General features: G+C 50.5%; 19 protein-coding genes. 12 read left to right on the top strand and 7 right to left on the bottom strand.

Annotation, left to right across the window (positions count from 1 at the left end):
* Nucleotides 1-63 precede the first annotated feature (63 nt).
* Nucleotides 64-990: a sugar phosphate isomerase/epimerase family protein gene (locus SH451x_RS05660; protein WP_479361473.1), complete on the top strand. Its 927-nt coding sequence runs from the start codon at nt 64-66 to the stop codon at nt 988-990.
* 78 nt (nt 991-1,068) lie between these two features.
* On the opposite strand, the gene SH451x_RS05655 is transcribed toward SH451x_RS05660, so the two are convergent.
* Nucleotides 1,069-1,995 (bottom strand): AAA family ATPase, encoded by a 927-nt coding sequence (locus SH451x_RS05655; protein ID WP_479361472.1) that lies wholly within the window; start codon nt 1,993-1,995, stop codon nt 1,069-1,071.
* 147 nt (nt 1,996-2,142) lie between these two features.
* On the opposite strand from SH451x_RS05655, the gene SH451x_RS05650 reads away from it, so the two are divergent.
* Nucleotides 2,143-3,843: a glycosyltransferase family 39 protein gene (locus tag SH451x_RS05650; protein WP_479361471.1), complete on the top strand. Its 1,701-nt coding sequence runs from the start codon at nt 2,143-2,145 to the stop codon at nt 3,841-3,843.
* A 32-nt stretch (nt 3,844-3,875) separates the two neighbouring features.
* Here the strand turns inward: SH451x_RS05650 and SH451x_RS05645 are convergent, their stop codons facing one another.
* Nucleotides 3,876-4,490, bottom strand: a complete 615-nt coding sequence (locus SH451x_RS05645) for a methionine-R-sulfoxide reductase (RefSeq protein WP_479361470.1) — start codon at nt 4,488-4,490, stop codon at nt 3,876-3,878.
* 395 nt (nt 4,491-4,885) lie between these two features.
* Between SH451x_RS05645 and SH451x_RS05640 the strand changes: the two genes are divergently transcribed.
* The 4 genes from SH451x_RS05640 (at nt 4,886) to SH451x_RS05625 (ending at nt 9,317) form a co-directional block, all read left to right on the top strand.
* Entirely contained in the window at nt 4,886-5,995 is a 1,110-nt protein-coding gene (locus SH451x_RS05640; RefSeq protein ID WP_479361469.1) for a hypothetical protein, read from the top strand.
* A complete protein-coding gene (locus tag SH451x_RS05635; protein WP_479361468.1) occupies nt 5,982-7,376 on the top strand; it encodes an MBOAT family O-acyltransferase in 1,395 nt (464 codons plus the stop codon). Before SH451x_RS05640 ends, SH451x_RS05635 begins: the two co-directional genes overlap by 14 nt.
* A 26-nt stretch (nt 7,377-7,402) precedes the next feature.
* Nucleotides 7,403-8,527, top strand: a complete 1,125-nt coding sequence (locus tag SH451x_RS05630; protein ID WP_479361467.1) for a GNAT family N-acetyltransferase — start codon at nt 7,403-7,405, stop codon at nt 8,525-8,527.
* 124 nt (nt 8,528-8,651) lie between these two features.
* A complete protein-coding gene (locus tag SH451x_RS05625; RefSeq protein WP_479361466.1) occupies nt 8,652-9,317 on the top strand; it encodes a hypothetical protein in 666 nt (221 codons plus the stop codon).
* Nucleotides 9,318-9,432: 115 nt separating this feature from the next.
* On the opposite strand, the gene tsf is transcribed toward SH451x_RS05625, so the two are convergent.
* Both tsf and rpsB read right to left on the bottom strand, forming a co-directional pair.
* Complete coding sequence (gene tsf, locus SH451x_RS05620) at nt 9,433-10,416, bottom strand: translation elongation factor Ts (RefSeq protein WP_479361465.1); 984 nt, start codon at nt 10,414-10,416, stop codon at nt 9,433-9,435.
* Between the two features lie 201 nt (nt 10,417-10,617).
* A complete protein-coding gene (gene rpsB, locus SH451x_RS05615) occupies nt 10,618-11,400 on the bottom strand; it encodes a 30S ribosomal protein S2 (RefSeq protein WP_479361464.1) in 783 nt (260 codons plus the stop codon).
* Between the two features lie 350 nt (nt 11,401-11,750).
* Here rpsB and SH451x_RS05610 point away from each other — a divergent pair, with 350 nt between their 5' ends.
* A complete protein-coding gene (locus SH451x_RS05610; RefSeq protein ID WP_479361463.1) occupies nt 11,751-12,335 on the top strand; it encodes a DJ-1/PfpI family protein in 585 nt (194 codons plus the stop codon).
* A 23-nt stretch (nt 12,336-12,358) separates the two neighbouring features.
* On the opposite strand, the gene mqnE is transcribed toward SH451x_RS05610, so the two are convergent.
* The gene (gene mqnE / locus SH451x_RS05605; RefSeq protein ID WP_479361462.1) at nt 12,359-13,519 is read right to left on the bottom strand and encodes an aminofutalosine synthase MqnE; all 1,161 of its coding nucleotides are present in this window, start codon (nt 13,517-13,519) and stop codon (nt 12,359-12,361) included.
* A 28-nt stretch (nt 13,520-13,547) separates the two neighbouring features.
* The gene (locus SH451x_RS05600) at nt 13,548-14,468 is read right to left on the bottom strand and encodes a UbiA-like polyprenyltransferase (protein ID WP_479361461.1); all 921 of its coding nucleotides are present in this window, start codon (nt 14,466-14,468) and stop codon (nt 13,548-13,550) included.
* Between the two features lie 292 nt (nt 14,469-14,760).
* Here SH451x_RS05600 and SH451x_RS05595 point away from each other — a divergent pair, with 292 nt between their 5' ends.
* Nucleotides 14,761-15,531, top strand: coding sequence for a metallophosphoesterase family protein (locus tag SH451x_RS05595; protein WP_479361460.1), 771 nt, complete (start codon nt 14,761-14,763; stop codon nt 15,529-15,531).
* Between the two features lie 36 nt (nt 15,532-15,567).
* Here SH451x_RS05595 and SH451x_RS05590 read toward each other — a convergent pair whose 3' ends face one another.
* Nucleotides 15,568-16,515 (bottom strand): alpha/beta hydrolase, encoded by a 948-nt coding sequence (locus tag SH451x_RS05590; RefSeq protein ID WP_479361459.1) that lies wholly within the window; start codon nt 16,513-16,515, stop codon nt 15,568-15,570.
* Between the two features lie 378 nt (nt 16,516-16,893).
* Here SH451x_RS05590 and SH451x_RS05585 point away from each other — a divergent pair, with 378 nt between their 5' ends.
* The 4 genes from SH451x_RS05585 to folE all read left to right on the top strand — a co-directional run bounded on the left by SH451x_RS05585 (nt 16,894) and on the right by folE (nt 21,899).
* Nucleotides 16,894-17,280, top strand: a complete 387-nt coding sequence (locus tag SH451x_RS05585) for a CBS domain-containing protein (protein WP_479361458.1) — start codon at nt 16,894-16,896, stop codon at nt 17,278-17,280.
* Nucleotides 17,281-17,780: 500 nt separating this feature from the next.
* Complete coding sequence (locus SH451x_RS05580; protein ID WP_479361457.1) at nt 17,781-18,095, top strand: histidine kinase; 315 nt, start codon at nt 17,781-17,783, stop codon at nt 18,093-18,095.
* A 347-nt stretch (nt 18,096-18,442) separates the two neighbouring features.
* Nucleotides 18,443-20,746, top strand: coding sequence for a TolC family protein (locus SH451x_RS05575; RefSeq protein ID WP_479361456.1), 2,304 nt, complete (start codon nt 18,443-18,445; stop codon nt 20,744-20,746).
* A 535-nt stretch (nt 20,747-21,281) separates the two neighbouring features.
* The gene (folE, locus tag SH451x_RS05570) at nt 21,282-21,899 is read left to right on the top strand and encodes a GTP cyclohydrolase I FolE (RefSeq protein ID WP_479362885.1); all 618 of its coding nucleotides are present in this window, start codon (nt 21,282-21,284) and stop codon (nt 21,897-21,899) included.
* The last annotated feature ends 35 nt before the right edge of the window (nt 21,900-21,934 follow it).

Genomic DNA, 21,934 nt, shown 5'->3' with positions numbered 1-21,934 from the left:
GCAGTTATCTTCGTCGTGTTGCACAGTTACGAGTTTTCCCCCACCTATTGAAGGCCCCCTTCCATGTTTAGTACATCGCTCGACCGTCGCAAATTCCTACGCAACTCCGCTTATTGCTCGGCTGCAATGGCTGGTTTAGCTTCTTTCGGGTTTAACAAAGAACTTTTCGCCGACGATGACAAGGAAGCGTTCAAAATATCCTTGGCACAATGGTCGTTGCACAAGTCATTCTTCGGCAAGCAACTTGATCCGATGGACTTTGCAAAGATTGCGAAAACTGAGTATGACATTACAGGCATCGAGTATGTGAATCAGTTTTACAGCGGCAAGGGCGAAGACAAGAAGACTCTGCAAGATTTGAAAACTCGCGCGGAAGACCACGGCGTGCAGAGCCTGCTGATAATGGTCGACGGAGAGGGTGAACTCGGAAACAAAGACGACGCAGAACGAAAGAAAGCCGTCGAGAACCATTACAAATGGGTGGAAGCAGCAAAATTCCTCGGTTGTCACAGTATCCGCGTAAACGCTGCCACGAAAGCTGATTTCGAAGAAGGCATGAAGCTTGCCGCTGACGGACTTCGCAAACTGAGCGAATTCGCTGCTCCGATGGAAATAAATGTTATCGTCGAAAATCACGGCGGACTTAGCAGCAACGGCGAATGGCTTTCCAAGACCATTCGCATGACGGAAATGCCTAACTGTGGAACGCTTCCCGATTTCGGCAATTTCTATGAGTATGATCGCTATCAAGGCGTTACCGACTTGATGCCGTTAGCCAAAGCGGTTAGCGCAAAAAGCTACGACTTTGATGCGGAAGGCAACGAGACAAAGATCGACTTCCAGAAGATGATCGACATCGTTATGGAAGCCGGCTACCACGGTTACATCGGTGTCGAATATGAAGGCAGCCGCTTGGACGAAGCCGCCGGTATTCGTGCTACCCGTGACTTGCTGATTAAGTGCCGCGAAAACGTCCACGCACACAGCTGATTTTGATTTGTTTGCTTGATAGAACAATAAAAACTGCCCAAACAATCGATTGGTTGTTTGGGCCTATTGTTTAGGAAGCTAGCCTGGGTGCATAGGATCATCATCATCCATAAAGAAGTCTCCCAGCCCAAGCGAAAGCGAATCGCTTCCCAAAGACTGTGACTTTCGTCTGGCAGATGCTTCTAGATCCAAAGCCTCGTCGCCCAGACAAGCATGCAACGATTCTCGCCACGCCGCGTCGTGCGCAATCGGATGATCGGCTGACTGGGCAAGTCGCTTCAGTGCATATCGCAATACTTGAATCCCGTCCCGCGCAGAAAAATCTAACCGCAGCGAATGCGACTGCTGCAGGAAATCTACGGTCAAGTTAAGCATTTCTGCCGGAGCAAACGGCAAATGGTACTGAAGGATCCGAAGCTCGTCGTCCCGCGTTGGAAAGGCGATCTGCAAGGTCGGCTGCAGGCGGCTAAGAATGTAATCGGGGATCTCGTAAGTCGAATCGTCCTGATTCATGGTTACCGCACATCGAAAATCTTTCGACGCCCGAATGCTTACCCCTGCCACAATCGATTCAATATAGCGGCGATGATCTAGCAACGGAGCTAGGGAAGCCCACGACTTTTCGTTCATGCGGTTTCCCTCGTCCAGCAAACATATTCCACCTTTGATCATGGCGGTTACCAGTGGCGATGCGTGGTAAGCAATCTTACCATTCTGCGCCAACACGGGCGTGATCAACAAATCCTCAGGCCTCGTATCCGCCGTGCACTGGAATATATAGAGCGGTTGCTCTCGCTGCTTTGCTGCAGCCATGCCCAATGCCGTCTTGCCGATCCCCGGAACTCCGACCAATCGTGGTGTAAGGGGCTGATCTTTCGCATCAACCGTAATCCAACACGCCGACAGCTGCCGCAGCACTTCATGCTGACCGATCCATTCGGTTTCGTCTATAATCGGCTTGCTTAGCGAAAGCTGTACGCCTTCAATTTCTACAGACTCTTGCATATTTCCAGATCCACTCCAGCCTTACCGGCTTGCCCAGCTAGTTTCAGTTCCATCTAGTCAATCAACTACCTGAATCACCGGTCGTTTAATGCTATATTCGTACGAGATTGAAATTGATGTTCTACTAGAGATCGCCAACATTCGCAAATGACCAAGCTCGCAAGAACCAAAGAGCGACTTTTTTGGCTCATGTCGGCCGCGTTATTAGCCTTTCTGGCTTTCCCCGCAGTGCATGGATTCTTACTGAATAGGATCTATCCTTCCGCTCTATGGAGTGACTTTAGCCGAGGATTACCGCAAGTCTTCTCGTTTTATGCGGCTTGTGCACTGGTCGCGGCAGTCGTATCCGAAACGAAAGTCGTGTCCTATAAGTCTTCGGTCGCATGGCTATCCCGCATCCCGGGCCGCATGACTAACGAATTGAAAGAACTCATACGAATTGTTTGGGAAGAATTCTCAACCGCTCGAAATGCAACGAAGGTCGTGCTAGCCACTTTGATCGCAACCTTCATTCGAATTTACTTCCTGCACGATCCACTGCGGTACGACGAAGCTTATACGGTCAATCAATACATCGCGCAATCACCACTTTTCGTTTTCCACTACAGCGATCCAAACAATCATGTTTTGTATACGCTGCTGGCCAAACTGAGCACCATTTTGTTAGGCATGCACGAGTGGTCAGTTCGTCTTCCCGCCTTCTTGGCTGGCATTCTAACGGTACCGGCAGTCTTCTTCGTCGCTCAAATCACTTTCCAGTCGCGCGGCTTTCTGCCCGCAGTTCTGGTAGCATTCTGGCCATACCATGTGTTCTTTAGCGTAAATGGAAGAGGCTACACACTGGCAACTTTATTGGTCACATTGCTTGCTCTGCTCTGCCACCAACGAAGCTCCTGGACACCTAATCGCGTTCTCATTTTCGGATTCATCGCCGCGGCTGCCAATTTTTGTATCCCAACATCGATCATCCCCGTTTTAGGCATCGTGCTCTACGTGACTCTTAGTCAAGAAGCTCACCGTTCCTTTTCAACATCACTGAAAACTGCAGCATTTCCGCTTCTCGCATCCACGGTCGCATTCACAGCCTTTTTGTACTCGCCCGTAGTCGCAGCATCAAATGGTTTCCAGTCGATCACGGCCAACAAATTTGTAGCCTCGCGACCGATAGCTACTTTCAGCGAACAAATTGTTGCGCACGTTCAACAATCTACAGCTGCTTTATTCCAAGACATTCCCCCGATCTTGATTCTTCTGCTAAGTGGACTCGTAGGACTCACTATTTTTCTGGACCTGCGAAGCTCTGATCGTCCATCGGGCACCATTCGAGTTATCGGACTAACCGCCTGCCTATTGCTCGTGGGACTCTTTTCCATAACAATGTTAAGAGTTATTCCATACGAACGAACTTGGCTTTTCCTTGTCCCATTTTTCGCACTTTGGACGCATGCCTGGAATCGACGGCTAGCACAACATCGCTCGCTCAATGTTCGCTTTGCGTGGAGCATTTTTTCAACGACAGCAATGGTTGTGATGGCCTTAATTTACCTGTTAGTGCAGCCGATTTCCCGCTATCAAGAAACGGGCTACGCGCCATCGTCCGCCGAATGTGCAAACTATCTCCTTACGAACGATATTGCATGGGAGCAAGTCGTGGCAGGAGTTCCGGAAGGACCGCCTCTCCATTTCTATTATCATCAGAACCAGCCGCAGCCTGTAATTACTGCCATGTCTGATCGAGCGCCGAGATATCTCGTCATCGATCGCCTCCACCATGATCCCGACACGGATCACGATGCAGAACTAGTGTTTACGGCAGGGTCTGCGGAAATCTATCGGCTTGCTCAGTAAGAACAGAACCAGCGTTTGCACTGAACTGCAGTTTATTCGGTCGCCTCGTCTTCGGCTCGTATAACTTTGGGAAGCTCATCACCCTTTGGGATAAATTTGACGGAGATTGAATTCACGCAGTGCCGCGTATTCTTCGCCGTCATCCGCTCACCTGTAAACACGTGCCCGAGATGCCCTTCACAATTGGAGCAGACAATCTCGACGCGGTATCCGTCGGGATCAGGGAGCTGCTTAACCGCATCTCCCAACTGATCATCAAACGACGGCCAACCACAATGGCTGTCGAACTTAGCTTCTGAAGTATAAAGCGGGGCATTGCACTGTCGACAAATAAAGGTGCCTTCCGCCTTCAAATCGGTATATTCGCCTTTGTACGCTCGCTCAGTTCCTTTATGAATAATGACGCGTTCTTCCTCGGCGGTCAGTTCGTTGTAGCGGGGCATAGTTTTTTTGGAAACCATCGGCGTTACTTCCTTTGTCGATATAGCTGCAGATTCATTAGCTTCGTCGCGTGCATCTACGCTCCCGAACGGCTCGGCTGTCGCTTTGCTACCATCAGAGACGACCGACTCGGAAGCCACTTCCACGCAGCCACCTAGCCCTAAGCTAAACAAGGTAATTAGTACTGTGAAACTTCGAACTTTCATAACTGGCTCACTCTAAATCCTACTTGAGTTGCACACTTCGCCAACTCTTTGTGCGAAGTCCTATGATCTGCCGCCAATGGCAATACGAAATCTAGTGAAACACGTAACGATTCACCGATGTCGACCACATCAAAGTTCGAACTGTGTTCACAGTCCGTATGAAGTGGGCAAAGCAGCCAACTCATTATAACAGCTGGTCTACATATTGTTTTGTGACGAATTTAACGATTTTGCCAGTTCTCGTCGTCGACCGCAATCTTCTTGATCTGTCTTTTGCGACTATTCTGTGCCGCGGAAAATGAAAATGGCCTACGTTTCGGTACCGAAATGCGCGGAAATGTTTATCCCGCCTTCCATCGTGCCCCTCATAAACAAACTCGTACTCTGAAAAAAAAGTGCTGCCCGCGAGAAGGTCAAATATTCGGTCTTGGATCGGGACGCTCTCCCTGGCGTTTACCAAAGAGCTTTCGCCACGCAAATTTTGCTGTGTCGTTGGGTCGCTGCTGCTCACAGGTTTGCTGTTGGTAGCCACACTGAATACCCTTGTCGACCCATTCGCACAATACGGCACCGCTGTTCTCCCTCCGGCTATCCAGCTGACTCGAACGGAAAAAGTCGAGTCGTTCAAACGAGCCAAAGTTCCGCCGACTGGCATTATTTTGGGTTCGTCACGTGTGCTGAAGTTCGAGCCAGACTATCTACAACAACTCACCGGCCAACAGTTCTTCAATGCTGGAGTAACCTATGGTCGTCCCGAAGACTTTTTAGCCTGGACTCGATTTTACAAACAATCGCACCAGAGTTTCCCGAAGATTGCCATCATCGGTCTCGATGTCGCTGCTTTCAATGAGCACATTCCGCCTGATAAAGGCCTATTCAACACCCCCGAGTTAACGAACAACATCCCTGAGGTCGCTTCACTGAGTTTTCGTTTCCAGCGATTCAGCGATCTATTCAGCTACCAGCAGTCGACGGCAAGTGTGAAATCAGTTGTGCGAGGTCTCAGCCAAACTCAAGTAGGTGCGGTTGAATCATTTCGTGATGACGGTCTTATTGTCTATCACCAACGCGAAACGGAAATCAGCCAGGGGCGATACGATTTTCAAGCCGCAATCGACTTCAACTGCGCTGAGTACAAACGAATCTTCCAAAACTTTGATCGCCTCTCCTCCAGTCGTTTGCACTGGCTTCAGACGACTGTAAGGTTGCTTGCTGACAATGGTTGCAAAGTCTATCTTTTCATCACGCCAAACCACCCGCAACTGCAGACCACTCTGACCGCCGCGACGCATTATACTGCGCGGGAAGCAGAATTGGACGACTACCTTTCGCAGCTATGCGAGGGCGACTCAGTGACCTACAAAAATTTCAGCAATATTGCGAACTTTGAAGGCGACGCAGCCGAGTTCTTTGATGGCATTCACCCGAGCGAGAAGAATACGCGACGCATGATCTCGCGTTTGCTGATGAATGACGAAGGGGCACAAAAATATGCTCTTCAATAGTTATATCTTCATGCTCGTGTTTCTTCCAGCAGTTCTTGCCGCTTGGTGGTCGCTCGCATCCAAGCCATCGCTACGGCTATCGGTTCTCGTTTTCGCAAGCTACTTGTTCTACGGCTGGAATCGCTGGGAATACGTTATCCTCCTTGCAATTTCTACAGTCGTCGACTATGAAGTCGGGCGACGACTGCACGGAGAGATTAAACCATGGAAACGAAAGTTTTGGCTTGGAACATCGCTCATAAGCAATCTTGGCATGCTGGGTTATTTCAAGTACAGCGGTTTCTTTGCCGAATCGCTGAACGCCGTTCTCATGTTCCTACGCACCGGAGATGCCATTCATGTCCCTCAGATTGCGCTGCCAATCGGCATCAGCTTTTACACTTTTCAAACCCTGACTTACTCGATCGATCTTTATCGGCGAGAAATTAGGCCCGCCACATCGCTCTTGCATTTTGCAGCATACGTGTCGATGTTCCCGCAGCTAATTGCCGGACCAATCGTTCGTTATAAAGATATCGAAGAGCAAATGACCAATTTGGCGTGCAAGGTCGACTGGCGCCAGATATCATTGGGGATCTGGTTTTTCGTGATTGGAATGTCGCAAAAAATCCTCGTTGCCGACACAATTGCGGCAGCGATCAACCCACTACTAAGTGATACCACGTCTTTGCAGTTCGCAACTGCATGGTTCGCTTTGATAGGTTATTCCATTCAGCTGTACTTTGATTTTGCAGGGTACAGCAATATGGCTATCGGTTTGGGATTCTTCCTCGGATTCATATTTCCCACGAACTTCAACTCGCCTTACAAAGCTGTCAACATCCAAGATTTCTGGCGTCGGTGGCATATCACGCTGTCCACGTTCTTGCGGGACTATCTATACATCCCCTTGGGTGGAAATCGATATGGACGCCTGCTATCCCTAAGAAATTTGCTCATTGTCATGCTCTTGGGCGGTCTCTGGCATGGGGCTGGGTGGACTTTTGTGTTGTGGGGCGCTTACCACGGCTTGCTTCTGGTGAGCTATGCAATCTATCGTTCCCAAGTCTCTTTTCAAATGCACCGGCCGATTGCCACAGCACTGACTTTCTTCTGCGTAATATTCGGTTGGATGCTGTTCCGTTCGCTCGATTTGCAAATGGCAGAACACTGGGCGGCAGCACTGATCGGACTTCAAGGTTTTGGTTTACAGCCGGAAAGCATATCGTATTTTAGCATTTTCATACTAACAGCGTCGCTCGGCGTTTGCTGGTTTTCTCCCAACGCTTCACAGTTCCAACCAAAGGCAACATTGCGATCAGCAATCGCAGTGGCCGGACTACTATGGTTTTGCATCCTGCGTTTCGATGCCGAAAGCCCATTTCTCTACTTCCAGTTCTAATCTTGAATCGTCGAACAGTATAAAAAGTGATCACCGTAACTACCATTACAGACGTTAGAGCTTGGGCCGACGAAGCCCCTCAGTTCGATCAGCTTGCAGGCACGTATTTTACACGCAGCTACAACTGGCTTCGAAGCTGGTGGGATTGTTATCAAACGTCAGACAAGCAGCTTTACATCCTGCGTGCCCAAGAGGATGATCGCGTGATCGGCTATTTGCCTCTCTACCTGCAAAACGATCCAATTCGTGGCCGATTGCTCTCTTTCATCGGCAGCGGGAAAGCCTGCTCCGACGACATGCAACTGCAGACGGCTGCGGTTCACCGGCCGGATGTCTCCCGCGCAATCGTAGACCATTTGCACGCAACTGGAGCGGCTGGAGAATGGGATTATCTGCAACTGGAAGGTGTGCGAATGGCAAGCCCAACCATGCGAAGCTTCTTGCAAGATTTGCGTCATTACTTTGACGGCTCGTTAAGTGAGCTGCGCGATCAAAATTGCTGGTCGATTCCGCTTCCTGGAACCTGGGAGGAATATCTGCAAGCTCGGTCAACTAAGTATCGAGCTCATTTCCGAAAGCTCGACCGCCAGTATTTTCAAACTGGTCGTGCACAAGTGCAATTTGCCTCGGACTATGAGGAAGCCAAACGGCAGCTGACGTTCATCACTGAAATGCATGATCAACGTTGGAAGTCGAAAGGAACCGCCAGCTGCGTTGCCCACGAAGGGTTCTCGAACTTCTTGTCATCAGCGTTCGATCGGATGTGGAGCCAAGGCAACTGGTACTCCATGTTGTTAGAAATCGACGGCCAGATCGCCTCAGGTGCAATAGGTGCCAAATTTGAAAAAACAGTTTGCATCTATTTAGTAGGCATGTCACCAAAAATGGCTGAACATCGACCTGGCACGTTGATGAATCTTGCTTCCATTCAGGACGCATTAGCCAGTGGGTTCAACAACTTCGACTTGATGCGTGGGGATGAGGAATACAAATCGAAACTTGGAGCGATCGCTGTGCCGCAATATGTTTGGCAAACTTCAGCTCCACGCTTTATACCGCGCCTCAAAGGATCCGTGCTGCACAAGAGTCAAGCCCTGAAACTTTGGCTAAAAGGCACTCTTGCCCCGATTTCCGATGTTTCAGGAAGTTGAATTAGAGGCTTGAACTACTTCATACGCCAAGCTCAAAAATAAGATACAACCGATTGAATCGACACCAGCTTATTGCTTATACTCGGGTGCACTTTTTTCTTGAACGTCTTTTCGGAGTCTTAAAATGAATTTTGCCAAAGGCTGGATGCTAGGCTTGATCGCCGGCACCGTAGGGGCGATCGCCTGGGCGGTAACGATAGTCTATGCAAACATGGAAATCGGTTACCTTGCCTGGGGAATCGGCGGCTTGGTTGGTTTTTGTGTGGCATATGGGCATCGGGGTGGAGGAGCGTCGGCCGGTGCAATGGCAGTCCTCATTACCGTCCTTTCGATTTGTGCCGGGAAGTATGTAGGATCCTACTGGCAAGTAGAACGAGCTTTTGGAGCTGACTTCGGAGGACTCGATTTCGCCGACGGCCCAATGACTGCCGAGCAGCAGATCTCACTTCTGGCCGATCAGTTTTTTGCCGATGCAGCGGAAGAAGGAAAGTACATCGACTTTGAACCGGCAGATTCAGACAACATCGAGGACGCTTACCCCGCTGAAATCTGGGCATCGGCCAAAGAAGCTTGGACGGCAATGCCCCCCGCAGAACGCGAAGCTCAGGCAGCCGCCAATCGCGAGTCTGTTCAAGCTTTTGCTGCATCGTTCAAGTCGCAGATGGCTTGGAGAGCATTCATGGATAGCTTTGGAATGATCGATGTGATCTTCCTCGTGCTAGGAATCGCGACCGCTTGGCGACTTGCCTCTGCCGACGGCATCAACGAGACGGCGGCGCCGGCCGTTTAGATTTTTACGTCGCGCCAACTGTATGTGGTGCTCAAACTCGTGTCCTCAAACGAAAATAGGCTTCCATTGCTGGAAGCCTATTCAAATTTGTTTTTCTAGCAGCTTGCGTTGCTAGTTAGCTAACCGAAACTCGCTTGAACGCAACGATTTCCGCATTCGGGCTGAACGCTTTGATCGCTGCTTCCACGGTCTTGGTGTCGTCTAAAGCAAAGAACTGGCTGAGCAGGCATCGCTCCTGGTCAAGCAATGTGTTATCGGCCACAAAGCGTTCTAGTTTGCCTGGGATAATCTTGTCCCAAATCTTCTCAGGCTTACCTTCCGCCTTCAGTTCGGCCTTGATAGCGTCCTCTGCTTGCTTCATAACTTCTGGAGTTAATTGTCGCTTGCTCGCGTATAGAGGAACGTTCTTTTGGGGCTTGCCAAGGTTTTCGCGAGCGTTAGTTTCGTTCTCAGCGATCAACTGTGCACGCAAGGCTTCCGCTTCCTTGATAACAAACGCTTCGTCAAATTCTTCTGGTCGCAAAATCGAAGGACTCATCGCAGCGATGTGCATTGCGACGCTGCGGAAGAACTGAGGAGCTTCAGCGTTTCCACCATCTTTGTAGGAAACGATGACACCAATCTTACTACCAGCGTGAATGTACGAGGCAATCTTTTCGCCAGTCAGCGTCTGGAAGTCCGAAATCTCAATCTTCTCGCCAATAATGCCGGTTTGATTGATCAGCTTTTCGCCAACGGTAGCGTTTTCGAAAGGTAGAGCCAGAATCTCTTCTTTCGCCGAACACTTCTTATCTGCAGCAAGCTTGGCGATCTGGTTAGCTAGTGCGATGAAGCTATCGTTCTTCGCAACGAAGTCCGTTTCGCAGCTCAATGCCAATAGCTGGCCAGTCGAGCCTGCATCGTTCACGGTCGCAACAACAACCCCTTCGGTCGTCTCACGATCGGCGCGTTTGGCTGCAACCTTTTGCCCCTTCTTACGAAGGTAATCCATGGCCGCTTCCATATCGCCATTTGATTCTGCCAATGCGGCCTTGCAATCCATGATGCCGGCGCCCGAAGCTTTTCTTAAATCATTAACGTCTTTTGCTGAGATTGACATTCTCTTCCTTCACTTCACTTCACAGAAACAATACAGATTGTGTTAGCGCTGCCGAGCAACACAAGTTGAGCTGTGCTCAACAAGTTGCTGAGCGAATTTCGTCGCGGCGTTTGCTAAAACGCGGACTGGTCTTTCGGGTTCACCGCGCTCAAATGAACGCAGCGTCCCAAGATTTATTCAAATATGCAGTAACCGGCGTAACTACGACTTCGAAGCTTCCATCTCGGCTGCTTCAGCATCTTTGTCAGGAGCGACATCGGACGCTTGCGTCGAATTCTTCGCAGCCTTGATCAACTCTGCCGAATTACCCTTGCCTGCCAATACAGCGTCGGCAAGTTGCTTCATGATCAAATCGATCGAGCGAATACCGTCGTCGTTACCTGGAATAGGCAAATCGATCATCGTCGGATCGCAGTCGGTATCGATCAACGCAACCGTTGCGATACCAAGCTTACGAGCTTCCTTAACCGCGTTGCGTTCTTTGTTTGGGTCGATCAGAACAATACATTCTGGCATGCGGTTCATCGTTCGCAGACCGTTCAAGTTGCGATAGATCTTGCGATGCTCACGAGTCAAAGCCGACTGCATCTTCTTGGAGTACGACTTCAGTTCTTCGCTGTTCAGAATACGCTCGAGTTCTTCCAAACGAGCCAGACGATTTCGAATAGTGCGGAAGTTTGTCAACGCACCACCCAACCAACGCTCGCTGACGAAGGGCATGCCGCAACGCAGTGCTTCACGTTCAACGACTTCCGAAGCTTGACGCTTGGTGCCAACAAACAGTACCAGCGAACCGCCGCCTGCAACTTGGCTGAGATACTTCTTTGCACGGAGGATACCGCGAATCGTTTCGCGAATATCAATAATGTGGATAAGATTCTTGCGGCCGTAAATATACGGCGCCATCTTGGGATTCCAGCGACTGACACGGTGGCCAAAATGCGCCCCCGCTTCGATCAATTTCTGGACGATTTCATTCGCCATCACAAATACCTTTCATCACACTCGACCAGCATGCACATGCTTCGCAATTGCGACAGCACAGGTTCCCCTTCGGCAAGTTGAGCTCGGAAAAGCTCGGCTAGTCAAAAAACAAGTTAAAGCAGAAAACTCAACGGATTCGCGGCTGACAGCCACTTTTTCCCACATCTTGGGTTTTCAAGAGCGTAAGACGATAACCGCTAAGCCTTTAAATCGCAACCACAAAACCGCGGTCACCCCTAATCAAATCGGCCCTCCGAACCGGTTACTATGCGACAACTTGCCCAATTTGTTAAGCTGATGACAAAACGGCCCTCAGTCCCTCCCTTTCATCCCAGAATTCAGAATATTCGATGACCAAACGCAAGATTCTTTTCATCGTCGGTGACTTTGTCGAAGACTACGAAGTCATGGTGCCATATCAAATGCTACTAATGGTCGGCCACGACTGTACGGCAGTTTGTCCTGGGAAAAAGGCAGGCGATTATGTAACGACCGCGATTCACGATTTTGACGGCTACCAGACTTACAGCGAAAAGCCTGGTCACCGTTTTTCGTTGAACGGTGATTTTGCCTCAATTCAACCGGAAAATTTTGACGCCTTGGTCCTGCCCGGCGGTAGAGCGCCTGAATATTTGAGGCTGAACGACCAAGTCCTAGAGCTCGTACGGCATTTCTTCAAAGCCGATAAACCGGTGGCCGCAATCTGCCACGGCCCCCAAATCCTGGCCGCCGCAGGAGTCCTCGACGGTCGCCAGTGCAGCTGCTATCCCGCAGTAAAATTCGAAGTCAGCCAAGCCGGCGGAAGCTACGTCGAACCCGCAGCGACCATGGACAGCGTTCACGTCGATGGCAACCTCGTCTCCGCCCCCGCCTGGCCAGCTCATCCAGCATGGATGCGAGTCTTCATCGAAAAACTCGGTGGCAAATTCGCGTAAAGGTGTCTGCCTAACCCGCCACGCTACCCAACGGCAACTGGTTCAGTCGTTATCGCCTCTCCGACGCTCCAGTCCGAGAAGTTATCAGGGTTGCGCACGATCTTGTTGTAAATCGTGTCACGCTCGATCGGCGTAAATCCAGCTTCAGAAATTAAACCGCGGATCTGATCGACCGTCAGCATCTGCGGCGTCGTCGCTCCAGCATCGTGGTAGATCAGTTCGTGCCGCACCGTGCCGTCAATGTCGTCAGCACCATAAGCAAGCGCCGTCTGCGCAGTGCCGATTCCCAACATTATCCAGTACGCTTTGATGTGCGGTACGTTGTCCAACATCAACCGGCTAACGGCCACCGTTCTCAAGTCCATCATGGCGGAAGGCTTACGAATTCCAGTCAATTTTGTATTTTCAGGATGGAACGCCAACGGAATGAACGTTTGGAAACCGCCCGTAACGTCCTGCAGTTCCCGCAACCGCATCAGATGATCGATGCGATGATACGCTTGCTCCAGATGCCCATACAACATCGTGCAGTTGCTCTTGATCCCCAGCTCGTGCGCAGTTTGGTGTACTTCGATCCACTTGTGCGAGTTCGCTTTGTGTTCACAAATCTGATCACGGACTTCAGGATGAAAAATCTCGGCACCACCTCCTGGCAAGGACCCAAGTCCCGCCTCGCGCAGATCAGCTAGAATGTCGCGCACAGAACGTTTGGTAAGAAACTCAAACCAACTGATCTCTACCGCCGTCCAAGCCTTCAAGTGCAATTTTGGATATGCATCGCGCAGCAACGTTAGCATGTCCCGATACCAGTCGTAGCCCAACTGGTGATGCAAGCCACCGACGATATGCATCTCCGTACAGCCATTTTCGACGGCCTCGCGCCCGCGGTCCAAGATCTGTTGATCGGTGAAAACGTAACCCTTCGGATCGCGCAAATCGGATCGGAAGGCACAAAAGCGACAACGATAAATGCAGACGTTAGTCGGATTGAGATGCGTGTTGATGTTGTAGTACGCAACGTCGCCATGCATGCGACGCCGTACAAAATCGGCTAATTCGCCAATCGCATGCAGCGATACGTCTGGCTCATAGAGGAATATGCCATCATCCATGGATAGCCGAACGCCATGTTCAACCTTGTTTCGTATCTCGCGAAAACGTGCCTGGATATCTAAATTTTTCATGCTCTTCACTCAATCGTAATTTTTGTGGCTACCACCACGCATCTAAACCGCCAGCGACCAGGAAAACTAAACCGACGATTGCATTTGCTTGAAAAAAAGCTGCATTTACACGGCTCAAATCGTTCGGATTCACGATGCAGTTCTCGTAAATCAAAACGCCCGCAATAATCGCCACCCCGGCTAGATAAAACCAGCTTAATCCTAGCTGCGGGCACAAAAACGGCAGGCAAACGGCTGGTATTAGCATAAGACCATGCAAAACCGCGGCTAGCCTTAACGCTCCCTGAACACCAAGTTTTGCCGGGATCGAATAAAGTCCTCGGGATTTGTCGTAGTCAAAGTCCTGGCAAGCATAAATTAAGTCGAAACCGCTAACCCAAAAAAGTACGACGCCCCCCAGCAAGACAGCCGGTAGCAAGTCCGCGGGCTGCTGCAACACAATTTCACCTCGCAAAGCCAACCACGCACAGACCGGAGCGATCATCAGCGACACACCCAAATAAAAGTGAACTCCTGACGTAAACCTTTTTGCATAGCTATAGCCCGCCAAGAAGATCAATACTGGCACCGCCAACACAATCGGCAACCAGTTCGGCAGAAACAGGAGGCAGCTTGCTATAAACCCCGCGGCGTTTAAAACGGCGAAAAACGAGGCGTTTCGCAGCGATATGAGCCCGGCTGGCAAATGCCGCATCGAAGTTCGTGGATTCTCGGCATCAATCTGTCGGTCCGCGATCCGGTTGACGGTCATCGCAAAATTCCTGGCCGTGACCATACAAATTCCAACGGCGAGCCAGCGGAGGGGCGAAAGGGTAGGGGATTCCCAGCCGCTTTCCGTCCAACCCAAAGCGACGCTCCACACCGTCGCAAGAATCGCGAACGGCATAGCAAATATCGTGTGGCTGAACCGGACCATTTCCAAGTACAACCGCAGTCGACTTGGTCGCATTTCCGATTGTTCAATTGAAACCACTGGAATTTCCTGCTATCTAATGCATCAATCTCGGTAAACTATCGCGTCGATCAGAGTTGCCCCTGCCTGCAGGAGTAGTGCAAAACAATAAACTTTTCCGAAAGCAGTTTCATTCGAAACTTGTTGCACGGTTACACATATTGTCAAACCACATCAACTGGTCGGGGATTATCGCTCCAACAAACGTGGCTCGCCACCCGTAGGGCAGTGCTCCGTATAACTTATCGTCGAAACCGTTTCTTCCAACGCTGGATAACAGGGGCAAAGTGTGAGAACCATCGCGATTGGAGACGTGCACGGTTGCTATTCTGCCTTGTCAGGGCTGATCGATGCAATCCAGCCACAGAAAGAAGACCGGCTAATATTCTTAGGCGACTATGTAGACCGTGGCCCCGATTCGCGAAGAGTGCTGGATCGGCTGATCGAACTGAAAGACGAATGCTCTCCTGTATTTCTCCGCGGCAACCATGATTATGTCATGCAGCAATGGGCCGACGGTTTTATCGATCAGGCAATGTGGGAAACGATCGGCGGCGGTACGACACTTGAGAGCTACGGTTTTGCTAAGCCCGAAGAGATTCCGCTTACCCATCTTCAGTTTCTTGACCAATGCGAGAACTTCTTTGAGACCGACACACACATCTTTGTCCATGGGAACTATCGAGCGAATGTCCCAATCTCTGAGACAGACCTCGAAACGCTGCTATGGTGCCACCTTTCCTGGCCACTCCCCAAGCCCCACATCAGCGGCAAGACCGTTGTTGTTGGTCATACGCCGCAGACCAGCGGCCACGTAGCAGACTTTGGACATCTGGTTTGTGTCGACACGTTTTGCTTTGGCGGTGGAAGGTTGACTGCTTACGACGTCGACCGGCGTTCGGCCTTACAAGCTGATGCAAACGGGCGAATCGTCCACGACTGGAATGATGTGCGTGCCAAAGGCTGGCTCGGGCGCATGGCGATGAAGATTTTCGCGCCCCGCAGCAATTCTGAATGCGACGAAAGCCAGCCCACCAACCTCTCCGGTCAAACAATTTGAACGGAAAGTTTCGTGTGTGTTTTAGCCGTCGGCCATTTATTTCGCAGGCGTAACGTCAGACCACAGCCAGCGCAGAATATCAGGAAAGATCGCCGCTCCATGATTCGCAGTATGCCCGCCGTCGCCCCATTCGTACTTTAAGCCATACTGAACTTCTGAACGATTACGCGCGTTCGCGTTCGCCCATTCGATAGCCGATACCATGCGTTGATTCGCGAGCCACCAGCTACCAAACTGATTGTTAAGGTCGTTCGAGCCATCCTGGAAAAACACCTTAATCGGCTTGATCGGACTGCGGCGGATTAATGTCGGATACATGTCCCCGCCAATGCGAAGCGGCGAATCGTCCGTTGCCGGGCGATAACCGATCGATGTGAAACTGCCGAAGCAACTTACGACTTTGCGAAATGCATCTGGCCGTTCCCAAGCTACCGTGAATGCGCAGATAGCACCTGAAGAGAAGCCTGCAATCGCGCGTTTGTTTGGATCGCTGCTGAGTTTATATGTCTTGCCGACTTCCGGCAAAACTTCGTCGATGACAAACGTTGCATACCGATCTGACATCGTATCGTACTCATCAGCTCGCGTTCTCCTGGAACTGGGATCGATAAAAATTCCAATAGTTACGGGCATTTCACCTTTGGCGATCAAGTTATCAAAGACGACCGGCATGTGCCACGCGCCTGGTTCGCGAACCCAATTGTTCCCATCCTGAAACACCATAACACACGCTTCTGCCGAAGCATCGTATTGCGCTGGGACGTAGATTTGATAGGCAAACTCGCGCCCTTCATAGACAGTACTCGTAATGGTTGATGCACTGAGCGTACCTTTTGGAACTCCTTCCTGCGGCTTCGAATCAGGCCCAATTTCGTATTGATCTGTCTGCTTTGCGACCTCATCCTGCGCACGCAGAGTCCCACTAGGAACCGGAAAAGCCAAGAGTGTCAGAATGGTTGAAATAACCAATTGCCGCCGCATCATGAAGTGCCTCATATTAACTTTTGTTCGTCGATCTCATGGATCAAAATGGATCAAAATTGCATCTCGGGATATCCAGCAGTTTACCAAAATCTGAACAAGGCCGCGGCATAGCGGAAATGAACTCTGCGTACGACTCAACCGGTTAGCTTAAAACGCAGCTTGTACCCCAACTGTGCTCTTTCGACTTCCGCTAGGTGCGTTAATGCACGAGTGTGCAAAGCGAAGAAGCTAAAACGCAGTGATTTGCAGTGTTTTCACTGGTATCTCACTTGCATATAGCTCTGTTAATGGATTTGAACTCTGATCCAACTGGGCAAATACAACAAGCGAATATAGAAAGTTACTGCTGTGAAGAAGAACGAACCTGTCTCAAAAATAATGACTAAGAACCTGGTAACAATCCATGAAGGAGAACCGGTTTCGAAGCTTAGGAAGATCTTCGATGAAGGTTCTATCCATCATATCCCGGTCGTGAGCGGCGAAAAACTGGTCGGCATCATAAGCTCTTCGGACTTACTGCGGGTCTCTTTTGGAGAGTTAGGCAATCAAGATGGTCGGGAACTCGATGCGATGCTTGACCATACGTACAAGATTATCGACATCATGAACAAGAACCCAGTGACCGTTCCTGCATGGAGCACCGTCCGAGACGCAGCACGCATCTTGGCTCAGGGGAACTTCCACTCGGTTCCCGTAGTTGATGAAGAGAAACTTGTTGGCATCGTTACGAGTACTGATTTGATCAACTACCTGCTCGACATCTAAAGTTGCCCTTGTCTGGCAAAACTCGCTTTCATTTACGCCATGCAACTTGGCATATTCCAGCTCCTGGATAAGGGCATCCTTCAGAAATCGTAAATTTTTGAAGGGCCCCGTGCCAGAACGTGCCAAAAAGTCTCACTCGTGCGACTTGAGGCCAGCCGCAATCTGGCCTCAGTTAGAGACTCGCCTCCAAAAGCCGCGAAACTCAACAGAACGGGCGAATACGCACTCTGTCGCGTGTCCATGTGGCACACAATTTGTGCAGTCGCAAGATCGATGGCGGTCTTCCTTGGCATACGGGCAAAACGACGCAGAATTTGCGGAAATCCGCTAGCACAAAGAATCGGATGTTATTTTTGAAGCTAGTTCAGACTGAATCTCGCGGTTAATACGGTGGAAATGTTTCGTCGGGTGCGTCCTCTCGAAATTTTATTCGGGAACGGTTTAGAACTTGCCTTGTTGACATCCTCTAATAGTTCGACGGAGGACTAGGAATTGGAAACTTGGCAACTGCATTTTGGGAGCGATATTCAACAATGAGCGATGTACCGGACATGCCTAAACCCGCCTTGGATAAACAAAGGCGACAAGTCCGGCAGCTTGCTCATGATATGAGGTCGAGTCTTTCGATCATTTCCATGTGCCTTCAACTTTTGGATGATGCTCGACAGGATGACGCCGACTTTGGCGAGTTGTGCGAGATGATGCAATCCAAGGGCGTCGATTCGCTGACCAAGTTAATCGACTCGATGGTCGAAATAGCAACTACTAGCGAAACAGGGCCTGGTAGCCAGATTTCCAATAGCATCGACGTCTAGTCGACATCAAAGCTTGGCGAGATTCTGCACTCTCGCGATTTGATAGCATTATGTAAGACTTGGCCCAAACTTTCTTCCGGATAATCTGCTTAATCGTCAAAGTCAGCAGCAACATTAACCGATAAGACCTGTGGCGTGGTTCGTTTTGAGTTACCAAAAAAGCCGGGGGGCTTGGTCTTGAACGAAAAACGTCTACCCGGGGGGGTATGTAGAGCTTTGTCGTAGCACGTCACCACAGCAGTGGTGCAGTCACTAGCCGCAAAAGTTTTGCGGAATGCTGGCATCCGAATCGGATCGGATACGCAGTACAGTGGCGAGCGTGAAACACCAAGTCGAGTCCCCCGGAAATGAATAAAACAATCGTACGCTGGATCGCTGGTTTGCAAATTGGCACTGTGCTATTCACAGGATGCCATCCGACTCAGCCATTCTATCTTTCTGACAAAGGCGATCTGTCCCACTATCTGGACCGAGCGACCGAGATCGAATATCCAGACTTGGCACACGAGCCACTGCCAGAAGCGACGCAGACATACGAGCCACTTTCGATCGATAACCATGACTATGAGTTCATGGACATCACTTTGGAAGAGTGTATTGCGTATGCTTTGAAGAACTCCAAACTCGTCCGCGCTGTTCCTGGCAGTTCTGAACAGGTAGGCAATATTGCTGCATCGATTCTGTCGAGCCCGTCATCTCAACTGATTACCGCTTTGGATCCAGCCATCACCGCAAGTAGCGCGAGCACTCAGCCGTTGACGATCGACCAAAACGGCAATCGAACTCTGCCGCGTGGTGCCAGCCGAGCCAATCAAGTGGGCGGTGTGGAAGTCGCGCTGGCCGAATTCGACGCTCAATACTCGAGCTTCGTATCGTACAACCAAACAGACCGAGCTCGAAACGTCGGACCTAACAATCCATTTAACCCACAGCAATTTCAAGCTGACGATGTAACATATCAAAGTGCCATCAGCAAACGCCTTGCAACGGGCGGAGTCACCACCGTTCGCTCGCAAACGCTGTATGGACTGAACAATATTCCAGCCCCAGGCACAGGTCGTCAATTCCCGGAAGACTATACGCAGATCTTCGAAGTGCAGTTACAACATCCGCTGATGCGTAATCGCGGTGCGATGGTGAATCGTATACCTGTCGTTCTTGCTCGAATCAACGAAGACATTGCTCTTCACCAATACGAAGAGCGAATTCGCAACTTAGTAGTTCAAGTAGAACGGAACTACTGGGACCTCTACTTTGCTTACTGGAACGTTGAGACGTCCAAAGTCGCTCGCGATAGTTCGCTGGATGTATGGCGTGTAGCCAAAGCCAAATTCGATGCTGGTCAAGGCCAGGCATTTGCCGAAGCACAAGCAAACGCTCAGGTGCATCAGTTCCAAGCACAACTTGAATTAGCTTTGTCCGGCGGAAACATTCCAGGCGCAGATGCAGGTGTATTCGGTCGCGAACGTGAACTCCGTTATCTGATGGGTTTTGCCGCGACCGACGGACGATTGCTGCGTCCAAGTGACAAGCCAACCACAGCTCGTATTGATTTTGATTGGTGGGAAGTTCTGGGCGAAGGTTTGACTCGCAACGTTGATTTGCGTCAACAACAATGGGTCGTAAAACAACGGGAGCTGGAATTAATCTCTGCCAAGAACCAAGTACTACCTGAAGTGAACATTTCTGCTCTTTATCGTTGGTTAGGTGTAGGTAATTCGTTATCGCGTCGTAGCGGTGGCAACCCGTCGTTCCCATCTGGACCAGCCAGTGCGTTCGAAGAATTGCTTGGCGGTGATTATCAAGAAGCATCCTTGCGACTCGAATACATTCCGCCAGCGTTTGGTGCTCGCAGCCAGCTATCAACCGTCCGTAGCAGCCAACTTCAGCTTGCACGTGAAATCGAAGTCCTTCGTGAGAAAGAAATTGCAGTTTCGTTTCGACTTAGTGAAAGTATCAACCTGCTCAAGAGTCATCACGAACAAACGCAGATCAAGCTGAACCAGTGGGCGGCAAGCGAAAGAGACGCTCAGTCGTGGCAAGATAAGTTCGAGGTTGGCGATACGAACTTGGATCAGATCCTCGACAACCTCCTGCGAGCTCAAGAGCGTCGTGCTAGGGCACAGCAAGAATACTATCGTGCACTATCCGAGTATAACAAATCGTTGGTACAAGTTCACTTGCTCAAGGGTTCCTTGCTTGAATACAACAACATCGAACTTGCTGAAGGTCCATGGGTCGAGAAAGCCTACTGGGATGCGAAGGGACATGCTCGTGAACGAGCTGCAGGAATTCCACTTCCCAATGGAGCGAGTCGTCCAGGTGTAATTTCGCAAGGCCGCTACGATCAGATGTCTGGCTTGACGCCCGATAACGTAGTCCAGCCGTTGACGTCGCTGAGCAACCTTGGTCCAACGACCGCAGCGTTTGGCAAGTCGCCGACTGCTCCGGAGAGTAAGTCCGAGCCAGAAGCCGTGGAACCAGATCTCGATTTGGGTGATCCTCAAGTCGCACCAGAAACGACCGAGGAATTGCGTCCGCCGCAAGCTTCCAATCAGACAAAGCGTCGGCTTTCCGATGGCACTTCGAACGTTCGTCAAGCCACTGCGGCTCAGCCTCGAGTCGTTCGGCAACCGCAAATGATTCGATAGGTGAACCTCAGCGAATTTACAAAACTTATAAACTGCCTTCCCCGAACCAAACGTTCATAGCTAACACGCAGCGTGCAATCTACAGAGCAACTGCGACATACTAGTACAGCAATAGCTGTGAACGAGAAACAGGGGAAGTTGAAACGCGAGCGGCGTCGCGCGGTGAAGGTAACACTTCAATCGCACGAATGCCCCTCGCGTTTCGGCATTTCCGAGCAGCGGTAAGTAACCGCGTCGCAAGTGGGTTTGATGCAGTTTCTGAAGGAAGGCGAAAGCTAGAATCGCGAAATTTCCGTAGAAAAACCCTGTATTTCTGGCTCCCCATGCCAACGACGCTCGTTAGCGGTTGGGGATTCTTGACTGCTTGCTTAGAATGTCATGTCCCATTTGCGATGGGTGTTAAAAGCCATTGTCGGCCAAGGCTCAATTTGAATGCCGGACGTCGACGGCTGTGTTGGGCGGGTCGCGAACGAAGACCGCTGTGTCTCGTGAACTAGAAAGTTAGGATAGTCCAATTTCCAAATCAACAAATAAGATTGTAGCACAACGGAAGAGTCGTTCATCGGATAACGGTGCTATCAGCACGCCCGTAGACCATGATCGTATCGAGAAAGCCGTCCGAGAAATCCTGATCGCCGTCGGTGAAGATCCGGATCGTGAAGGCTTGCTCGAAACTCCTGCTCGCGTTGCACGCATGTATGCCGAGGTCTTCTCTGGGCTACGAAGCGATCCCGCCAAACATTTGAAGCGGGTCTTTAAGGAGCCTTATGATGAAGTTGTCCTGGTGCGCGATATCGAATTCTGCAGCATGTGCGAGCATCACTTGCTGCCGTTCACAGGTCGCGCTCATATTGGCTATCTGCCAGACGGACAAGTTGTAGGGCTAAGCAAACTGGGGCGAGTCGTTGACGAAGTGGCTCGTCGACCGCAAGTTCAAGAACGAATGACAGAAACAATCGCAAACTTAGTAGAAAGTGAATTGTCAGCACGTGGTGTGGCGGTTGTCATTCAGGCCACTCACTCTTGCATGACGATTCGCGGGATTCGAAAGCCGGGCAGCTTGTGTGTAACAAGCGCAATGCGAGGAGTCTTCCGCGACAACGAATCAAGCCGCGCGGAAGTTCTAGGGCTGATCTTAAACCATCAACGTTAAACAGTAGCATATGCATCGAGGCTATATGGATCGGC

The sequence above is a fragment of the Njordella aestuarii genome (assembly GCF_056494165.1).
The sequence above is the reverse complement of the archived record's forward strand: the minus strand, read 5'-3'. Positions and strand labels throughout refer to the sequence as shown.

Coding starts and splice junctions, on each gene's coding strand:
- SH451x_RS05585 (WP_479361458.1), top strand. CDS start 16,894: ATGACTAAGAACCTGGTAACAATCCATGAAGGAGAACCGGTTTCGAAG.
- SH451x_RS05645 (WP_479361470.1), bottom strand. CDS start 4,490: ATGAAAGTTCGAAGTTTCACAGTACTAATTACCTTGTTTAGCTTAGGG.
- SH451x_RS05635 (WP_479361468.1), top strand. CDS start 5,982: ATGCTCTTCAATAGTTATATCTTCATGCTCGTGTTTCTTCCAGCAGTT.
- SH451x_RS05650 (WP_479361471.1), top strand. CDS start 2,143: ATGACCAAGCTCGCAAGAACCAAAGAGCGACTTTTTTGGCTCATGTCG.
- SH451x_RS05610 (WP_479361463.1), top strand. CDS start 11,751: ATGACCAAACGCAAGATTCTTTTCATCGTCGGTGACTTTGTCGAAGAC.
- SH451x_RS05590 (WP_479361459.1), bottom strand. CDS start 16,515: ATGATGCGGCGGCAATTGGTTATTTCAACCATTCTGACACTCTTGGCT.
- SH451x_RS05625 (WP_479361466.1), top strand. CDS start 8,652: ATGAATTTTGCCAAAGGCTGGATGCTAGGCTTGATCGCCGGCACCGTA.
- rpsB (WP_479361464.1), bottom strand. CDS start 11,400: ATGGCGAATGAAATCGTCCAGAAATTGATCGAAGCGGGGGCGCATTTT.
- mqnE (WP_479361462.1), bottom strand. CDS start 13,519: ATGAAAAATTTAGATATCCAGGCACGTTTTCGCGAGATACGAAACAAG.
- SH451x_RS05575 (WP_479361456.1), top strand. CDS start 18,443: ATGAATAAAACAATCGTACGCTGGATCGCTGGTTTGCAAATTGGCACT.
- SH451x_RS05600 (WP_479361461.1), bottom strand. CDS start 14,468: ATGCGACCAAGTCGACTGCGGTTGTACTTGGAAATGGTCCGGTTCAGC.
- tsf (WP_479361465.1), bottom strand. CDS start 10,416: ATGTCAATCTCAGCAAAAGACGTTAATGATTTAAGAAAAGCTTCGGGC.
- SH451x_RS05655 (WP_479361472.1), bottom strand. CDS start 1,995: ATGCAAGAGTCTGTAGAAATTGAAGGCGTACAGCTTTCGCTAAGCAAG.
- SH451x_RS05660 (WP_479361473.1), top strand. CDS start 64: ATGTTTAGTACATCGCTCGACCGTCGCAAATTCCTACGCAACTCCGCT.